At 48.7% G+C, this 16193-nt stretch carries 17 protein-coding genes; 7 read left to right on the plus strand and 10 right to left on the minus strand.

The window, feature by feature from the left end; genetic code table 11:
- Positions 1-15: 15 nt before the first annotated feature.
- Together MBO_RS06180 and ygfZ are read right to left on the minus strand one after the other, a co-directional pair.
- Positions 16-1335 carry a D-amino acid dehydrogenase gene (locus tag MBO_RS06180; protein WP_227712682.1) on the minus strand — a complete coding sequence of 440 codons (1320 nt, stop codon included), beginning with the start codon at positions 1333-1335 and terminating at the stop codon, positions 16-18.
- On the minus strand, positions 1328-2047 hold the full coding sequence (gene ygfZ / locus MBO_RS06185) for a CAF17-like 4Fe-4S cluster assembly/insertion protein YgfZ (RefSeq protein ID WP_036365667.1): 720 nt from the start codon (positions 2045-2047) through the stop codon (positions 1328-1330). The genes MBO_RS06180 and ygfZ overlap by 8 nt, the downstream gene beginning before the upstream one ends.
- A gap of 161 nt (positions 2048-2208) precedes the next feature.
- Here ygfZ and MBO_RS06190 point away from each other — a divergent pair, with 161 nt between their 5' ends.
- The 4 genes from MBO_RS06190 to MBO_RS06205 all read left to right on the plus strand — a co-directional run bounded on the left by MBO_RS06190 (position 2209) and on the right by MBO_RS06205 (position 7146).
- On the plus strand, positions 2209-2547 hold the full coding sequence (locus MBO_RS06190; protein ID WP_036365670.1) for a zinc ribbon domain-containing protein YjdM: 339 nt from the start codon (positions 2209-2211) through the stop codon (positions 2545-2547).
- Between the two features lie 51 nt (positions 2548-2598).
- Positions 2599-3885: a glutamate-1-semialdehyde 2,1-aminomutase gene (gene hemL / locus MBO_RS06195; protein WP_036365673.1), complete on the plus strand. Its 1287-nt coding sequence runs from the start codon at positions 2599-2601 to the stop codon at positions 3883-3885.
- Positions 3886-3958: 73 nt separating this feature from the next.
- Positions 3959-6745, plus strand: a complete 2787-nt coding sequence (gene secA / locus MBO_RS06200) for a preprotein translocase subunit SecA (RefSeq protein ID WP_036365676.1) — start codon at positions 3959-3961, stop codon at positions 6743-6745.
- A gap of 113 nt (positions 6746-6858) precedes the next feature.
- Positions 6859-7146 (plus strand): hypothetical protein, encoded by a 288-nt coding sequence (locus MBO_RS06205; RefSeq protein ID WP_036365679.1) that lies wholly within the window; start codon positions 6859-6861, stop codon positions 7144-7146.
- Between the two features lie 101 nt (positions 7147-7247).
- Here the strand turns inward: MBO_RS06205 and MBO_RS06210 are convergent, their stop codons facing one another.
- From MBO_RS06210 to trxA, 3 genes are all read right to left on the minus strand, one after another.
- On the minus strand, positions 7248-7649 hold the full coding sequence (locus tag MBO_RS06210) for a hypothetical protein (protein WP_046698646.1): 402 nt from the start codon (positions 7647-7649) through the stop codon (positions 7248-7250).
- 331 nt (positions 7650-7980) lie between these two features.
- The gene (gene rho, locus MBO_RS06215) at positions 7981-9249 is read right to left on the minus strand and encodes a transcription termination factor Rho (protein ID WP_036365682.1); all 1269 of its coding nucleotides are present in this window, start codon (positions 9247-9249) and stop codon (positions 7981-7983) included.
- A 233-nt stretch (positions 9250-9482) separates the two neighbouring features.
- The gene (gene trxA / locus MBO_RS06220; RefSeq protein WP_036365685.1) at positions 9483-9803 is read right to left on the minus strand and encodes a thioredoxin; all 321 of its coding nucleotides are present in this window, start codon (positions 9801-9803) and stop codon (positions 9483-9485) included.
- Between the two features lie 186 nt (positions 9804-9989).
- On the opposite strand from trxA, the gene MBO_RS06225 reads away from it, so the two are divergent.
- Positions 9990-10742 (plus strand): RluA family pseudouridine synthase, encoded by a 753-nt coding sequence (locus tag MBO_RS06225; protein WP_052585342.1) that lies wholly within the window; start codon positions 9990-9992, stop codon positions 10740-10742.
- A 57-nt stretch (positions 10743-10799) separates the two neighbouring features.
- Here the strand turns inward: MBO_RS06225 and MBO_RS06230 are convergent, their stop codons facing one another.
- The 5 genes from MBO_RS06230 to MBO_RS06250 all read right to left on the minus strand — a co-directional run bounded on the left by MBO_RS06230 (position 10800) and on the right by MBO_RS06250 (position 14663).
- A complete protein-coding gene (locus MBO_RS06230) occupies positions 10800-11129 on the minus strand; it encodes a beta-lactamase hydrolase domain-containing protein (protein ID WP_036365687.1) in 330 nt (109 codons plus the stop codon).
- 132 nt (positions 11130-11261) lie between these two features.
- Complete coding sequence (locus tag MBO_RS06235) at positions 11262-12974, minus strand: SulP family inorganic anion transporter (RefSeq protein ID WP_036365690.1); 1713 nt, start codon at positions 12972-12974, stop codon at positions 11262-11264.
- A gap of 86 nt (positions 12975-13060) precedes the next feature.
- Positions 13061-13462, minus strand: coding sequence for a hypothetical protein (locus MBO_RS06240; protein WP_036365692.1), 402 nt, complete (start codon positions 13460-13462; stop codon positions 13061-13063).
- 42 nt (positions 13463-13504) lie between these two features.
- Entirely contained in the window at positions 13505-13825 is a 321-nt protein-coding gene (locus MBO_RS06245) for a BolA family protein (protein ID WP_036365694.1), read from the minus strand.
- Positions 13826-13841: 16 nt separating this feature from the next.
- A complete protein-coding gene (locus MBO_RS06250) occupies positions 13842-14663 on the minus strand; it encodes a M48 family metallopeptidase (protein ID WP_036365697.1) in 822 nt (273 codons plus the stop codon).
- Between the two features lie 124 nt (positions 14664-14787).
- Here MBO_RS06250 and MBO_RS06255 point away from each other — a divergent pair, with 124 nt between their 5' ends.
- Together MBO_RS06255 and MBO_RS06260 are read left to right on the plus strand one after the other, a co-directional pair.
- Positions 14788-14958 carry an oxidoreductase-like domain-containing protein gene (locus MBO_RS06255; RefSeq protein ID WP_080702208.1) on the plus strand — a complete coding sequence of 57 codons (171 nt, stop codon included), beginning with the start codon at positions 14788-14790 and terminating at the stop codon, positions 14956-14958.
- Positions 14933-16192 carry a BaiN/RdsA family NAD(P)/FAD-dependent oxidoreductase gene (locus MBO_RS06260; RefSeq protein WP_227712684.1) on the plus strand — a complete coding sequence of 420 codons (1260 nt, stop codon included), beginning with the start codon at positions 14933-14935 and terminating at the stop codon, positions 16190-16192. Before MBO_RS06255 ends, MBO_RS06260 begins: the two co-directional genes overlap by 26 nt.
- The last annotated feature ends 1 nt before the right edge of the window (position 16193 follow it).

Raw genomic sequence — 16193 nt, forward strand, 5'->3', positions numbered from 1 at the left:
ATTGCGCTATTTTGCTTATGTGCCAACAAAATCAAACATCAGATCAGGTTCGTCGCCCGCCATGAGATGAGTCAATGCTTTGGCGGAGCCGCAGGCGTGCGTAAAGCCAAGCGTGCCATGACCTGTGTTCAGCCATAGATTATCCAGTGTCTCCCCTGTCGAGCCGTGACGTACCTGCCCGAAGTGCGCCTGTCCGATGAGTGGCACATTGGACGGTGTCATGGGGCGCAGCCCTGTCCAGTAATTTGGCTCATCATAACTTAACGCATCGCCGAACACAGATCGAACGCGGCGCGTCAAGGCATGACAGCGTGTCTCATCAAGATTTGTATTATAGCCGTTAAATTCTGCCGTGCCTGCCACACGTAGCACATCGCGCTGATCGGAGGTAAAGCGGCTCATGACGAGCTTATATTCATCATCGATCAGGCTGACTTGTGGTACTCGAGCGCCATCAAGCACCTGATAGGTGGCTGAATAGCCCTTAGCAGGGAAAATCGGCAAGAACACCCCAATCGCATCAAGTAATGCCTTGCCATGACTTGCCAGGCAGACGACATAATGGTCGCTTTTATGGGTGATGGTGTTGTCTTTGTGGGTTAGTGTCAGATGGGTGATGGTGCCGTTGGTCTGATGGATGCTATCGATGTGCGTATCATGTAGGAAGTTGACGCCTTGTGCTTGGCAGTGCTTGGCGAGCTTGCGGGTGAATAGATGAGCATTACCAGACAGATCGGCATCAGTATAAGTCGCCCCCACTAAGGCATCACCCAGCATGCCAAGTGCAGGCTCGATGTGCCGAGCTTGATCGGGGCTGATGAGCGTGCGATGACAGCCTAATGTCTGCATTCTCTGCGTGGGCGTGATTGCGGATTGATATTCTGCATGACTGGTATAAAAGTGCATGATGCCCTGTAGCCGCTGTTCAAATGCCAATGGCAACTGCGCCATCAGATCCTTTAGCGCATCGCGAGAATACAGCCCCAGATTGACCATCTGCACCAGATTGGCATCGGCACGCTTGGCGGTGCATTCTCTTAAGAATCTATAGATGAATCGCATCTGTTCTATGTTGCCATTGATGCGATAAAGCAGAGGCGCATCGGGCTGGCTGAGCCATTTTAGGGCTTTTAGAGGGGTGCTGGGATTCGCCCATGGCGTAGCGTGGCATACTGAGATCTGACCACCATTGGCGAAGCTGGTCTCCATGGCGGGCAGGTTTTGGCGGTCAATGACCGTTACATCAAAGCCTGCCTGAGACAGATACCAAGCGCTAGTGACACCCGTAACGCCCGCACCGAGCACCGTAACGGTTGGCTTATTGGTATTAGCCACGCGCCACATCACCCATAAGCTCATCGGGCAAGGGTAAAATCTCCCCGATTTCCGCTACATTGTCAGGCGAGCCAATGACTAGGGCGTCAAAGCCACCATCGGTAGGTACGCTATTGACGATTTGTACTTTGCCAAGTTTATCGCCGTCATTTGCCTGTTCTGTGAGCGAGATACGGTGCAGGTAGGCTTTTGGGCTTGCCTTGAACCACAGCCGGGCGATGATCTCTTGCCCTAGATAGCAGCCTTTATCATAGTCCACGCCTCCACGCTGGTGTAGGCGCAGCTCCTGGGGTTGGAACAGTCCTTGGGTTGCTTTGGTGATCCAATAGTTGCCTGTTTGGATGCTTAAGCTTGCCCAATTCTGAGCATCGGCTTGATTGGCATCATCACTAAAGGCCGGCTGACCATGCTCTATGGCAGGATAAATGGGCGCGACATCAGACTGGGTGAATTTAGAAAATGCGCCGTATTTTTTGATGTGTGCGGTCAGATCGCTCATGCAGTCTGCTGAGGTGACGAGCGCGAAAGACTCAACGTCAATGCGTCTTACCCATAGCCCAAACTGCACGCGACCCTTTAAATCGCTGATGGCACAGGGCGAAAAATCATCGGTTAATTTTTCGACATTGATGGTTAATTGACCTTGTAAGAATTTGGTGGCGTCTTTACCGCTTAGGGTGACTTGCTCAAAAGTGGGGATTGTCGTTGTCATGATTGTGTCTTATCGTTTGTTGTGAAATAAATAAAAAAGCAGTTATGCTATGGTTGTCATTGTAGCATTTTCAAGGCAAGATTAACATTTTGTATCAACAAAAAATTCGCAAAATCTGCTATACTAGGCGCTCATAATTTTAGCTCTATTTAGGATGTATCATGAATCTACCTGCCTGCCCAAAATGCGAAGAAAACTACACTTATGCTGATGGCGATCTCTTGATCTGTCCAATGTGCGCGCATGAATGGTCAGCAGATGCAGACGCGGATGATATGCCTATTATTAAGGATGCAGTGGGCAACGTGCTAAATGATGGCGACAGCGTAACTGTGATTAAGGATTTGAAGGTCAAAGGCTCATCAACGCCAATCAAAGTAGGTACAAAAGTCAAATCCATCCGCCTGATTCATGACGCACCAGACGATCATGACATTGATTGTAAGATCGATGGCTTTGGTGCAATGAAACTAAAATCCAGCGTGGTAAAAAAAGCCTAGTTCTATTTTCTTTCTATCTGCATTCATAAAATCAAATAACAAGGAACTTCCATGACGACACTTACTGCCGACCAAGTCTTATTTGAAAAAGCTAAACGCCACATTCCGGGGGGTGTAAACTCGCCCGTGCGTGCCTTTGCAGGGGTGGGTGGTACGCCTGTGTTCGTAAGCCGTGCCAAGGGAGCGTATATGTACGACACCCAAGGGCGTGAGTACATCGACTACGTTGGCTCGTGGGGACCTATGATTTTAGGTCATGCTCACCCCAAAGTCATTGATGCGGTCAAAAAGGCTGCCGATGACGGCTTGTCCTTTGGGGCTCCCACGCCCTTTGAGACGACCATGGCGGATTTGATTGCCGATATTATTCCACACATTGAGCTCGTTCGCATGGTGTCATCAGGGACGGAGGCGACCATGAGTGCCATTCGTCTGGCTCGTGGCTACACAGGGCGAGATAAGATTGTCAAATTTGAAGGGTGCTATCATGGGCATTCAGATAGTCTGCTTGTCAAGGCAGGCTCTGGCATGCTAGACATTGGCGAGCCGACATCTAAGGGCGTGCCTGCCGACTTTGCCAAGCATACTGTAACTTTGCCTTATAATGACATTGATGCGTTGCAATCCGCCTTTGATAAATTTGGCGATGAATTTGCGTGCGTGATTTTAGAGCCGATAGCGGGTAACATGAACATGGTTATCCCAAGCCAAGAGTTTCATAACACCCTGCGTAAGCTTTGCACCAAGCACGGGGCGGTGTTGATTTTTGATGAAGTGATGACGGGCTTTCGTGTGGGACTGCGTGGAGCAAGTCATCATTTTGGCATTACCCCCGATCTTAGCACCTTTGGCAAAATCATCGGGGCTGGCTTGCCTGTGGGAGCATTTGGCGGTAAGCGTGAGATTATGGAATGTATAGCCCCCTTGGGTGGTGTTTACCAAGCAGGGACACTGTCTGGCAACCCCTTAGCCATGCGTGCAGGTAAGGCGATGTTTGATGAATTAACTCGTCCGAGTTTTTATGAAGAATTAACCGCCAAAACCGCCAAACTGGTAGACGGCTTGCAAGCACTGGCGGGCAAACACGGCATAGATTTTGCAAGCTGTCATGTAGGCGGTATGTTCGGGTTGTTTTTTGCCAAAGAATTACCCAAAAACTTTAATGACGTGGCATGCGCCGACACCAAACGCTTTAATAAGTTTTTCCACGGCATGCTAGAACGTGGCATTTATCTTGCGCCTTCTGCCTTTGAGGCGGCGTTCATGTCGATTGCGCACACTGATGATGACATTAAAAAGACGCTGGCGGCGGCGGATGAAGTCTTTGCATCGTTGTGATTAAAATGATTTTTTCTTGTATTTGTTCTGTTTATCATTATATAGTTAAAAATTTAAATTTGTTGGAACATTCATGTTAAGTAAAATTATCGGCAGTGTCATTGGCACTAAAAATGAGCGCGAGCTCAAACGCATGCGCAAAATTGTCGCAAAAATCAACGCCTATGAACCTACGATTCAGACGCTGTCCGATGAAGAGCTGCGCCAAAAAACCTTTGAATTCAAAGAGCGCCATCAGCAGGGTGAGAGTCTAGATAGCATCCTGCCAGAAGCCTTTGCGGTATGTCGTGAAGCGTCCATTCGTGTTAATGGCATGCGCCACTATGACGTGCAGCTCATCGGTGGTATGACTTTGCATGAAGGCAAGATTGCCGAGATGAAGACCGGTGAGGGTAAGACCTTGATGGCGACCCTTGCCATTTATCTAAATGCGATCAGTGGTAAGGGTGTGCACGTCGTCACGGTGAACGACTATCTGGCAGGGCGTGATGCCGAGCTAAACCGTCCGTTATTTAGCTTTTTGGGGTTGACGGTGGGCGTGATTTATAGCCAGCAGCCACCACAGGAGAAGTTTGAGGCTTATCGCGCTGACATCACTTACGGCACGAATAACGAATACGGCTTTGACTATCTGCGTGATAACATGGTGTTTAGCCTTGCCGAGAAAAAACAGCGCCCGCTTAATTATTGTATCATCGATGAGATCGACAGTATCTTGATTGATGAGGCGCGTACACCGCTCATCATCTCAGGTCAAGCAGAAGATTCAGCCGAGTTGTATGCACTGATTAACACCATCGTGCCTCGCCTGACTCGCTCTGAAGATGAAGAGGCGAATAAAGATAATAAAGACGGCGATTTTTGGATTGATGAGAAGAACCGTGCCATTGAGATCAGTGAAAAAGGCTACGAGAAGATCGAGCGATTCTTGGTTGAGGTGGGTGAGCTTGGCGCCAATGAAAGCCTGTACAGTCCTGCGCGTTTGCCATTGCTGGCGCATGTGCAGGCGGCGATCCGTGCGCACCACATTTTTGTTAAGAACATTCACTACATCGTCCAAGATGGCGAGGTCATCATTGTTGATGAGAACACGGGTCGTACCATGCCTGGCCGTCGCTGGAGTGAGGGTCTGCATCAAGCGGTAGAAGCCAAAGAAGGTGTTGAGATTCAAGCCGAAAACCAAACGATGGCAACCACCACCTTCCAGAACTATTTTCGTCTGTATGACAAGCTGTCCGGCATGACAGGTACGGCGGATACCGAGGCGGCAGAATTTAAGTCCACTTATGATCTTGATGTGGTCATCATCCCAACACATCGTCCGATTGCTCGTATCGACATGGACGATCAGATCTTCTTAACCAAGCTTGGTAAATACCGAGGCATCATCAAAGAGATCAAATCAATCACCGCCAAGGGCGCACCTGTGCTGGTCGGTACGGCAACAATTGAGGCAAGTGAGGAGCTGTCGTACCTACTGGATCAAGAAGGTATCGTTCATAACGTCCTAAACGCCAAGCAGCATGAGCGCGAAGCAGAGATCATCGCTCAGGCGGGTCGCCCACAAGCAGTAACCATCGCCACCAACATGGCGGGTCGTGGTACAGACATCATCCTAGGTGGTAACTGGCAAGCTCAGATTGATAATCTGCATGAGCTGACCGAAGAGCAAAAAGCGCAATTACAAGCCGATTGGCAAAATAAGAACGAAGCGGTAAAAGCGGCAGGCGGTCTACACATCATCGGCTCAGAGCGACATGAATCTCGCCGTATCGATAACCAGCTGCGTGGTCGTGCTGGTCGTCAAGGCGACCCGGGGCAATCACGTTTCTTCTTATCGTTAGAAGACGACCTGATGCGCATCTTCGCTGGCGATCGTGTCATGAATATGTTCCGTGCGATGGGTCTAAAAGAAGATGAAGCGATCGAGCATAAGATGGTCTCTCGCTCAATCGAAGGTGCGCAGGGTAAGGTTGAGGCGCGTGACTTCGATGCGCGTAAAAACCTACTCAAATATGACGATGTGGCGAATGAGCAGCGTAAGGTCATCTATGGACAGCGCGATGACTTGTTAGGGCAAGCTGACTTGCAAGAATCCATTAAACAGATGCATCATGAGGTCTATAATGCACTGATTAATCAGTTCGTGCCAGCAGGTTCAGTGGATGATCAGTGGAATATCGATGGCCTAGAAGATGAAATCGAAGACGCGTTCAGATTCTACATGCCGATCAATGATTGGCTGGATGCAGATCGCCGCCTTGATGAAGAAGGTCTGCGCGATAAGATCATCAGTACCGCAATCGCACGCTACGAAGACAGACGTATGCAGATGGGCGAAGACAGCGCGGCACAGCTTGAGCGTCATTTCATGCTACAGAGTTTAGATCGTCACTGGAAGGAGCATCTTACTCAGATGGATCAGCTTCGTAAAGGCATTCATCTGCGCAGCTACGCTCAGAAGAACCCTGAGCAAGAATATAAACGCGAATCTTTTGAATTGTTCCGCTCAATGCTTGGCGCGATTAAATCTGATATCGTTCAGGATTTGGCGCGTGTTCATGTACCAACCCCTGAAGAGCTTGCTGCACTAGAAGAAGAGCGTCGTCGCCAAATCGAGCAGATGCGCATGCAGTTCGAGCATAACCAAGCCAATGAAGAGACGAGCGAACCACGCGAACATCGCGCATCATCAAATCAAAACATCACCTTCACATTAAGTGCAGCTGGTGTGAGCGCAGAACAAGCAGCGCGTATGGCGGAAAAAGATGTGGTTATACCCGAAAACATTAATCGTAACGCGCCGTGCCCTTGTGGTAGCGGACTAAAATACAAGCAATGCCATGGCAAGCTATCGTAAAAACTTAAATAGGCAGGTCTTTACCTGTCTATTTTTTGTGATATATTGTGTGAATCAATCATCAATGATAAAAACTATCATTTACAATATCTGATGAATTTAAGAGTGTTTCAATGAAAAAACTAATTTGGCTGACCCCTATATTATCTGTGGTTATGATGACAGGCTGTGGTGATAAAAAAGAGGCGACTACAGAAGAGTCTGCAGAAGTAGAAACTGTTCCGATGTCTGCTGAGCCTGCTGATCCGATCATCACAACTGAGCCGAGCATTCAAGATCCGCCAGTAACTGAACCCGTTGAAGGCGATGTATTGGAATCTGACGCATCAGCGGAAGTAGAGCAGGGCGATACTGAGGCAGTACCTATCGAATCCGTGGATGAGGAAGTTACCACTAATTAATCACACGACAAATATGTGATAGTATGCAATTATTAATACAACAGATAAAAAAAGAGAACCAAAAAGGTTCTCTTTTTATGTGCTTTAAGAAAAAAGACAAATTAGTTAGTCTTAGTCTCAGTGGTAGCAGTAGCAGTAGCGTCTGCAGCAGGAGCGATAGCAGCGTCTACAGCAGCTTTATCAGCAGCGTCTTTTGCAGCATCAGCAGCTTCTTCAGCAGCATCTTGTGCGTTTTCAGCAGTAGCTTCAGCTTGCTCAGCAGCAGCGCCAGTAGTAGCTTGTGCGTCTACAGCAGCAGTAGCAGCAGTGTCAGCAGCGGCTTGTGCAGTGTCAGCAGCTTGTTGTGCAGCAGCGTCGGCAGGAGCAGCGTCAGCAGCGGCTTGCGCTTCGTTTGCAGCAGCTTGTGCTTCTTCGGCAGCTTTAGAAGCTTCTTCAGCTGGCTTTGAGCAAGCAGTTAGAGCTAGAGAAGCGATTAGAGCAGATAGAAATAGTTTAGTTTTCATGGTGATCTCCATAGAATAGTAAGTTAGCAATTGTATTACAGTTCTTAATGGCACTAGGCGAGAACAAAGGATTGCTCTCGCCATGTTGCAAAAAAATCCCTGAAGTACTTTACTGCATCGCAAATTATATAGTAATTCAGCATAAATAAAAAATGATATTTTTTAGCAAAATCAAAAAAATGTAACAAAATATTTCTAATTGCTTGCTAAGTATCGAATTTCTATTCAAAACGCCTAAAAATCCACCATATAATCGAGAATTTTTCGTTTAAAACAGCATTTTATAATAGCATAGAATTATGACCGTTTCAAGTCAAGGATTTTTGGTGACTTAGGAGGACGCTTTTTTGGTCATATTGCTAAAAAATTCGTCATTTGTCTTAGAGTCTTTTAGGCGGTCAAGTAAAAACTCAGTCGCTTGAGAGTCATCCATCGGTTGTAGCAGCTTGCGCAGAACCCAGACACGGCGTAGAGTCTCTTCATCTAATAGGCGCTCTTCACGGCGAGTGCTTGATTTTTTGATGTTGATGGCAGGGAATATGCGACGCTCTGCCAAATCACGCTCAAGGGTAATCTCTTGGTTGCCCGTGCCTTTAAATTCTTCAAAGATCACCCCGTCCATCTTCGAGCCTGTGTCGATCAGCGCGGTTGAGATGATGGTCAGACTGCCACCTTCTTCGACATTACGCGCCGCACCAAAGAAGCGTTTCGGACGCTCGAGTGCATTGGCGTCCACACCACCTGTCAGTACTTTGCCGCTCGATGGAATGACAGTATTATAGGCGCGCGCCAGACGGGTGATGGAGTCTAATAGAATCACGACATCTTGCTTGTGCTCAACCAGGCGTTTGGCTTTTTCGATGACCATCTCAGCGACTTGAATGTGACGTTGTGGCGGTTCATCAAAGGTGGATGCTACCACTTCACCGCGTACGGTGCGCTGCATCTCGGTGACTTCTTCGGGGCGCTCATCGATGAGCAGGACGATTAGATAGCATTCAGGGTGGTTTTTGGCGATGGCTTGGGCGATGTTCTGTAGCAGAACGGTCTTACCTGCCTTGGGTGGCGCTACGATGATGGAGCGCTGACCCTTACCGATGGGGGCGATGAGATCAATCACGCGACCGGTTAGGTCTTCGGTGGTGCCGTTGCCTTGCTCAAGTGTGAGCTGCTTGGTGGGGAACAGGGGTGTTAAGTTCTCAAAAATCAGCTTATGACGGCTGCGATCCGGCGTATCAAAGTTAATCTCGCTGACCTTCAGTAACGCAAAATATCGCTCTTGTTCTTTGGGTGGGCGAATCTGCCCTGCGATTGAGTCGCCGGTTTGGAGGTTGAAGCGGCGAATTTGGCTTGGGCTGACATAGATGTCATCAGGGCCTGCCAAATAGGAGCCTTCAGATGAACGTAAAAATCCAAAGCCATCGGGCAGAATTTCTAGCACACCATCACCATAAATGGGCTCACCGTTGCGGGCGTGGGTTTTTAGGATGGCGAAAATAATGTCTTGTTTGCGGCTGCGAGCCATGTTCTCAAGTCCCATTTGCTCAGCGATGGCGAGCAGTTCGGCGACTGGCTTTCTTTTGAGTTCGGTTAGATTCATGGATAGGTCTTAGGAGAAATTAATCATGAAAAGTTGGGCGGCCTTGCGAATGCTTGACCGAAAAAATCTGTTAATGATTTGATATTGAGAATGCCGTTGGGAGTGGTGTTTTTTTACAGGATAACGGCTAGCGCATAATGATACGAGTTTTTATCCGGAAAATCAAGAGTGTTAAAGGACTAAAACAAAAAAAGACTTGCAAAACAAAGTACTTTTTTGTGGTGTGAATGCGCTTATAGGTGCTTATCAAGCAGTGCAGCGAATTCTGATTTTGGACGGCTGCCAACGATGGTGTCTACTTTCTCGCCGCCTTTGAAGACGAATAGCGTTGGAATGCTGCGAATGCCAAAGCGTGCCGCAACTTCGGGGTTGTCATCGACATTAACTTTAACGATCTGCGCGCGACCGGCATAGTCATCGGCAAGCTCTTCTAGGATTGGCGCGATGGCTTTACAAGGACCACACCAAGCGGCCCAAAAATCTACAAGCACAGGCTTGTCGGCTTGAAGTACGTCTTGGTCAAAATTAGCGTCTGTGGTATTGATGATTGACATGATTATTCCTGCCTTATTTGGTTGGTTAATTTGGTAAATATATGGAGATGCTTGGGGATTTTTCAAGATGGTTGAATGTCAAATCGCTGCATCTGTTTGTGCTATAATAGCAAACTTTTCATAAAAAGGCAGACTTTGTTTCATTAAATTTGCCAATTATCCTGATTAACTTCATCAAACGCCATTATGAATCACGCCCAAGAACGCCACGACCGCCTAAATGACAAAGCCATTGCCAAGATGAATGCTGATGAGCAGGTACGCTCAGATGTATTTTTTAGGGAATTTATCCAGTCCATCACCGTTTATGAAGATGAGGACATCTGGGTGGGGGATAAGCCTGCGGGGCTCCTGAGTGTGGATGGGCGAGTGTTAAAGGTTAGCTTGCAGTCGCGGCTGCTTAAGGTAAATCCTAACATCAAGCTCATACATAGGCTGGACATGGATACATCGGGCTTGATCATCTTTGCCAAGCATGAGGCGGCGCAGACTCACATCTCAAAGCAGTTCATCGAGCGCATTCCTACCAAGGAATATCAAGCAGTCGTCTTCGGCACGATCGCCAAAGATGGCAAAAAAGGCATCATCGATGTGCCCGTGCGTTACGAGCCCAGCACTAAGCCGCGTCACATTGTGGACATGAACTGGAATAAGAGTGCGCTTACGCATTATGAAGTGCTGCATCATGAGCTGCGCACCGATGATCAGGGTGTCTCACATCCGGTGACCCGAGTCGCGCTAAAGCCCATCACAGGCAGAAGCCATCAGCTGCGAGTGCACATGGTGCATCTGGGGCATGTCATGATTGGCGATCCCATCTATGCCACAGGCACAGCGCTGCAGATCGCGCCACGTCTAAACCTGCATGCCCATAAACTTCGCCTAAAGCATCCTATGCATGGGGTGTGGATGGACTGGGAAAGTGAAGTGAATTTTTAGGGTTTTTTATAAATAAAGACCGCCATGTGCGGTCTTCTATATTAATCAATTATCAGCCTAGATAAGGCCGCTCACCACCGCGCTTTGATAAATGCGCTTGGCGCGGCTGCCCGTGCCACAAAACACCATCACAGGACTGGGCAGCTCATTGATCAGTTGGGCAAATCGCTGCACGACATCGAAGGGCAGGTTCCCAACATCCACAGGTAGGTGGCGATATTCTAGTCCCGTACTGCTTGCGCTTAACCCTAATTCTGCTGCCTTGGGCTGATTATCGCACTCATCATCAAAACGTAGATTGATGATACTCTTAAAGCCGAGCGTTGATAAGGTTTGGCATTGACAGGGGTGGATTTGCTTATATAAAGTGATGGTTTGGGTGTTCATTGTTATCATCCAGATTAGTAAAAGATGCGATTATCTTAGCGAACTTTTTTGGTTGATTCAATATTGATTGCGCATAAGCTTATTCCTAAAATTAAAATTTCTGATAAGAATTCAAAATTTAGGAATAAACCATTACATGCCGCACCAATCATCGCCTTGGTATTTTAATCTATCTACAGCCAGCTTGGTGCTTAAGAATACTTCGCCAGACAGGTGCTTAAAGAGCTCGCTGCCCTTTAGAACATCCATGGCAGGGCCTTTGACTTCTGCCAGATGTAGGCGTCTGCCTTGGCTTTGGATTTCTTGATTGAAGGATGAGAGCATCTCTTGGGCGGTTAGATCGATGTGATTCACTGCCGTCATGATAAGAATAACCTCACTGGCCTTTGGGTGCTCATAGTAGAGATTTCGCAGTGTCTCATGGATGGTCAGTGCATTACCAAAATACAGGCTCTCATCGATGCGCACCATCAGTAGATTATCAAAGGTGGTCGCCTTATGCCGGGAGATGTCGCGAAAATGCTCGCTATTACCAAGCTGTCCGAGGATGGCGATGTTCACGCGGTGCGAGCGATAGATCATCAGTACAAAGCTAACCAACAGACCAACCACAAGCCCGATATTAAGCCCAAAGATAATCGCCGCTCCAAAGCATAGCACCAGACATAGTGCATCTGCCTTGTCGTGTTTTAGGGCGGTTTTTAGGGTCTGTATGTCAATCATCGACAGTACGGAGCTTACGATGATGGCGGACAGCACCGCATAAGGCAGGCCTGCCAAATGCTGCCCAAAAAACAACAAAATAAATAGAATGCCAAGCGCGCACACGATCGATGCAAAGGGCGTCTTAGCGCCAAGACTGATGTTTAGGCTAGTGCGTGACAGACCTCCCGCCACCGTAAAGCCCCCCGTGACACTGCTGGCGATGTTAGCAAAGCCTAGGCCCAGCAGCTCTTTGTTGTTATCAAAAGGCTGCTGATGGGTGCGTGCATAATTGCTGGCGATGGCAGAGCTTGAGATGAAGGCGATGAGCGCAATTAATAATGCCGATGGTAGTAGGTCTAACAGGGTGCCAAGTGATAACGGCAAAAACTTAAACGCAGGCAATCCAGTAGGCAAAGGCTCAAGCAATCGAATGTCAAGTGCGCCCCATCCAAGGCGTGTGGCAAGGATAATGGAGAGTATCGTGATGATGATTACCACAAGCCGCTTGGCAAAGTCTGCCTGTGCCTTGGGTAGCCATGCCCACAGCGCACCAACGTAGCGATTGACCAATAAAATCATGAGTGCGCCGACGCCTAATAGGGCGGTATATGGCTTAATGGCGATGGAAGTGTTCGATAGGCTGCTGATGATGTCGATGAGACTGCCACCTGTGATGGGCGCGCCGATGAGGTTTTTTAGTTGGCTGATGACGATCAGTACCGCTGCCGCACTAATAAAGCCTGAGGACACGCCGCGGCTGACGAACTGCATGATCCAGCCTAGCCTTAGGATGCTGGCTAGACACAATATTCCGCCCACCATCATGGCAAGCGTGATGGATAAATTCACATACTGTACGCTACCTGTGGCATAGCCAGACAGCGCGCTGGATGTCATGATCGCAGTGATGGCAACAGGGCCTACTGCATTGATGCTGCTTGCACCAAGATAAGCATACACTAGAGTCGGGACGATGGATGCGTATAGCCCCATGATGGGTGGCAGTCCTGCCAGTGCTGCATAACCTAGGCTCTGAGGAATCACCAATACCGCCATCATTAGCCCTGCCATCAGATCGTTACCGATGAGCTTTGGGTTTTGACGCAGTGTACCAAGCCAGTTGGGAAGAATAGACATCATAAAAAATAAGCCACAATAGATGCGGCTTATTTTGGGCGATTTTGAATAACTTGTCAAAAAATTTTTATGATTTTTGATGTTTTGGATTATTTTTCGCCGTAGATTTTGATGTTTTGGGCAAATGCGCAGTTCTTTTGACGGGCAGCGATGACCATGGCATCATGCTCACCGTATAGGCGGGCAAGTGTGTTGGTGTGCGCAGCACGAGTTGAGCTGCCCGAACCTACGCCAAAGCTGATGCTCGGGTAGATGCCACCACGACCGCCCGCGATACCAATGCCTACACCTGTCGCTGATAGTGGTGTTTGTTGGTTTTGGGTTTTTTCGACCAGGTTGGTCACGCGAGCGACTTCACTTTGAAGATAAGCACAGTCATGGCTGTTGTAGTTGTTTGGGTTCACGTACTGTGGCGCGATGTTGCTCGTGGTGGCACAGCCAGTCAGTACGGTGATGGCAGCCAATGCGCCTAGTGATAGGATTTTTTTCATAGCAATTATCAAAAATGAATAAAAGATAAAAATGAGTGGAGTTTACCCGCGATTTTGACCTGCGCAGTTGGGGCTGTCAGGCGCTTGCCCTGACCATTCGTCAGGGGTGTAGGCATGAATGGCGAGGGCATGAATCGTGCCACCATTCGCCATCATTAAGGGATTCGTCAGTGCATAAACGAGCTGATGACGAGCCACCAAGCGCTTGCCATCAAAGGCATCGCTGACGATGACAAGCTTAAAGTGGCTCTCTTTGCCTTCATAATAACCTGCATGCATGTGGCTTTCGTTATCAAGCGTGATGTGTGTATGGCTCAGGCTTTGTAAGTTACTAATAATCGCGTCAGCGGTTGGAGTGTTCATAAGATGACCTTAACTCTTAACGCTTATTCGATGAATCATACAGCGGTGTCACCGTCGGCATGAGCGCCTGCATGGCTTGGATGCGGCTTGCGCTGCTTGGGTGAGTGCTTAGGAATTGTGGGGTTGAGCCGCCGCCTGCGCGCTGCATTTTTTGCCATAGGGTGATGGCGGCATTTGGGTTGTAGCCTGCGCGTGCCATCAGTTCTAGACCGATTTTATCCGCCTCGGCTTCTTGGGTGCGCGAGTGTGGTAGGTTTAGACCCAGCTGACTGGCCAGACCTGCTAGCTCTTGCTGACCTGATGACAGACCCAGCGCAGCAGTTGCGATGGACAGAACGCCAGATGTGGCAACGCTGCGGCTCACCTTCTCACGGCTGTGCTCGCGCAGAGCGTGCGCCATCTCATGCCCCATGATGGCGGCGATCTCGGCATCGGTTAGGCTTAGGCGGTCGATGATACCGCTATAGAACACAATCTTGCCACCTGGCATGACATAAGCGTTGATGTCATTTGAGCTGATGGCGTGTACTTGCCATTGCCAACGTGTCGCGTCAGGACGATATACGGTGGTCTGAGGAATAAGGTCGTTAGCGATGCGGCGTAGGCGTGCGACCTGTGCGGCATTGGTGTCAAGCTTGCCTTTGGCGCGTGCCTGTGCGATGGTTTGCTGGTAGGCTTGGTTCGATAGCTGCATGATTTCGCTACTAGATACCAATAACAGCTGTCTGCGATCAGCGCCCACGGCACCGCCATCGGTGGTGCTAGAGCAGCCTGCGATTGGCAGAGCGACGGTGGCGGTCAATGTTGCGGCGAGTAGGGATTTTTTGAGTAATTTCATAATGTTATCCTGTAACAATGCACACAATGCGTGTATTTTCTCATGCTTTCAATTATAATAAATGCCACAATAAATACAAGCGACGGCTACAAAAAGCCACAAAATTTTTAACAAGTGTGCCAATATGACCCATCCCAATGACATTCCGCCCCCACCAGAGCCGCCCGAAGATTATGAATGCTGTGATAATGGCTGCGATGATTTGTGCGTCTTTGAAATCTATAAAATGCAAAAAGCCGACTATGACGCCAAGTACGCTCATCTGATCAATGACCCGAGTGCCTCTGATGAGTGAGGCTTGTGCTGATCGCGAATGCGTTGATGTCATCATTATCGGGGCGGGGGCGTCGGGGTTATTCTGTGCGTTCAATGCTGCGCTATACGGCAAGCGCGTGCTGGTGCTCGACCACGCCAACAAAGCTGGCAAAAAAATCCTCATGTCTGGCGGTGGGCGGTGTAACTTCATCAATCTAAACGTCACTGCCAATGAGTTCATCGGACAAAATGAGCATTTTGTCAAATCGGCCCTTAGTCGCTATAGCAGTGATGATTTTATTAAATTGGTGCAAAAACACGGCGTCGCCTATCACGAGAAATCACACGGCGAGCTGTTCTGTGACGACTCATCCAAAGACATCCTAAACATGCTACTGACCGAGTGTGAGCAGGCAGGCGTGACCATACGACTTAATACCACCATCGACAGCATCACCAAAGACGATAAGCAGAATGGCTTTGTTATTCATGTCAGCCCAAAAAACGCCAAGCCTTATGAGCTGTCATGCCGTCATCTGGTCATCGCTACCGGTGGGCTGTCTATTCCTACGCTTGGGGCGAGTGGGTTTGGGTATCAGGTGGCGACTCAGTTTGGGCATCGTATCGTGCCAACCGAGGCATCTCTTGTACCGTTCACTTTCACCGATCACGTGGGTGAGATGGCTAAGTCGTTGGCAGGCGTGAGCCTTGACGTCATCGCCTCTAATGACAAGGCAAGCTTTGAGCTGCCCATGTTGTTCACTCATCGTGGGCTGTCTGGCCCTGCCATGCTACAGCTGTCAAATTATTGGCGGCTTGGCGAGTGCATCAATATCAATCTACTACCCAAGCTAGATGCTGCAGAGCTATTAATCACCGCTAAAAAATCCCACCCAAAACAGCTCATCCGTACCGTGCTAACTCCATATTTCCCCAAGAAGCTGCTCTTGGCATTGCAGGCGCATTTTTGGGTTCGGTATCAGGATGTTGAGCTTGCTAATATCAAGAACAAAGAGTTATCCGATTTGGGAAGCACCTTAAACGCATGGCAAATCAAGCCATCAGGCACCGAAGGCTACCGCGTGGCAGAAGTTACCCGTGGCGGTGTGGCGTGCGATGAGATCTATGGCAAGACCATGCAGAGCAGACTGTGCGAGCGGTTGTATTTTATTGGCGAAGTGCTGGACGTGACGGGTCATCTGGGTGGGTATAACTTTGCATGGGCGTGGGCAAGTGGCTATGCTGCCGCCCAAGACATCGGCATGGATTGGTAAA

It is taken from the genome of Moraxella bovoculi 237 (assembly GCF_000696305.2).
Taxonomy (GTDB): Bacteria; Pseudomonadota; Gammaproteobacteria; order Pseudomonadales; family Moraxellaceae; genus Moraxella; species Moraxella bovoculi.

Excerpts from the sequence above, each read along its gene's own strand:
- MBO_RS06210 (WP_046698646.1), bottom strand. The coding sequence starts at position 7,649 with ATGAAAACTAAACTATTTCTATCTGCTCTAATCGCTTCTCTAGCTCTA.
- MBO_RS06250 (WP_036365697.1), bottom strand. The coding sequence starts at position 14,663 with ATGAAATTACTCAAAAAATCCCTACTCGCCGCAACATTGACCGCCACC.
- trxA (WP_036365685.1), bottom strand. The coding sequence starts at position 9,803 with ATGTCAATCATCAATACCACAGACGCTAATTTTGACCAAGACGTACTT.
- MBO_RS06190 (WP_036365670.1), top strand. The coding sequence starts at position 2,209 with ATGAATCTACCTGCCTGCCCAAAATGCGAAGAAAACTACACTTATGCT.
- rho (WP_036365682.1), bottom strand. The coding sequence starts at position 9,249 with ATGAATCTAACCGAACTCAAAAGAAAGCCAGTCGCCGAACTGCTCGCC.
- MBO_RS06245 (WP_036365694.1), bottom strand. The coding sequence starts at position 13,825 with ATGAACACTCCAACCGCTGACGCGATTATTAGTAACTTACAAAGCCTG.
- MBO_RS06255 (WP_080702208.1), top strand. The coding sequence starts at position 14,788 with ATGACCCATCCCAATGACATTCCGCCCCCACCAGAGCCGCCCGAAGAT.
- MBO_RS06240 (WP_036365692.1), bottom strand. The coding sequence starts at position 13,462 with ATGAAAAAAATCCTATCACTAGGCGCATTGGCTGCCATCACCGTACTG.
- hemL (WP_036365673.1), top strand. The coding sequence starts at position 2,599 with ATGACGACACTTACTGCCGACCAAGTCTTATTTGAAAAAGCTAAACGC.
- ygfZ (WP_036365667.1), bottom strand. The coding sequence starts at position 2,047 with ATGACAACGACAATCCCCACTTTTGAGCAAGTCACCCTAAGCGGTAAA.
- MBO_RS06260 (WP_227712684.1), top strand. The coding sequence starts at position 14,933 with ATGACCCGAGTGCCTCTGATGAGTGAGGCTTGTGCTGATCGCGAATGC.
- MBO_RS06205 (WP_036365679.1), top strand. The coding sequence starts at position 6,859 with ATGAAAAAACTAATTTGGCTGACCCCTATATTATCTGTGGTTATGATG.
- MBO_RS06235 (WP_036365690.1), bottom strand. The coding sequence starts at position 12,974 with ATGATGTCTATTCTTCCCAACTGGCTTGGTACACTGCGTCAAAACCCA.
- MBO_RS06230 (WP_036365687.1), bottom strand. The coding sequence starts at position 11,129 with ATGAACACCCAAACCATCACTTTATATAAGCAAATCCACCCCTGTCAA.
- secA (WP_036365676.1), top strand. The coding sequence starts at position 3,959 with ATGTTAAGTAAAATTATCGGCAGTGTCATTGGCACTAAAAATGAGCGC.
- MBO_RS06225 (WP_052585342.1), top strand. The coding sequence starts at position 9,990 with ATGAATCACGCCCAAGAACGCCACGACCGCCTAAATGACAAAGCCATT.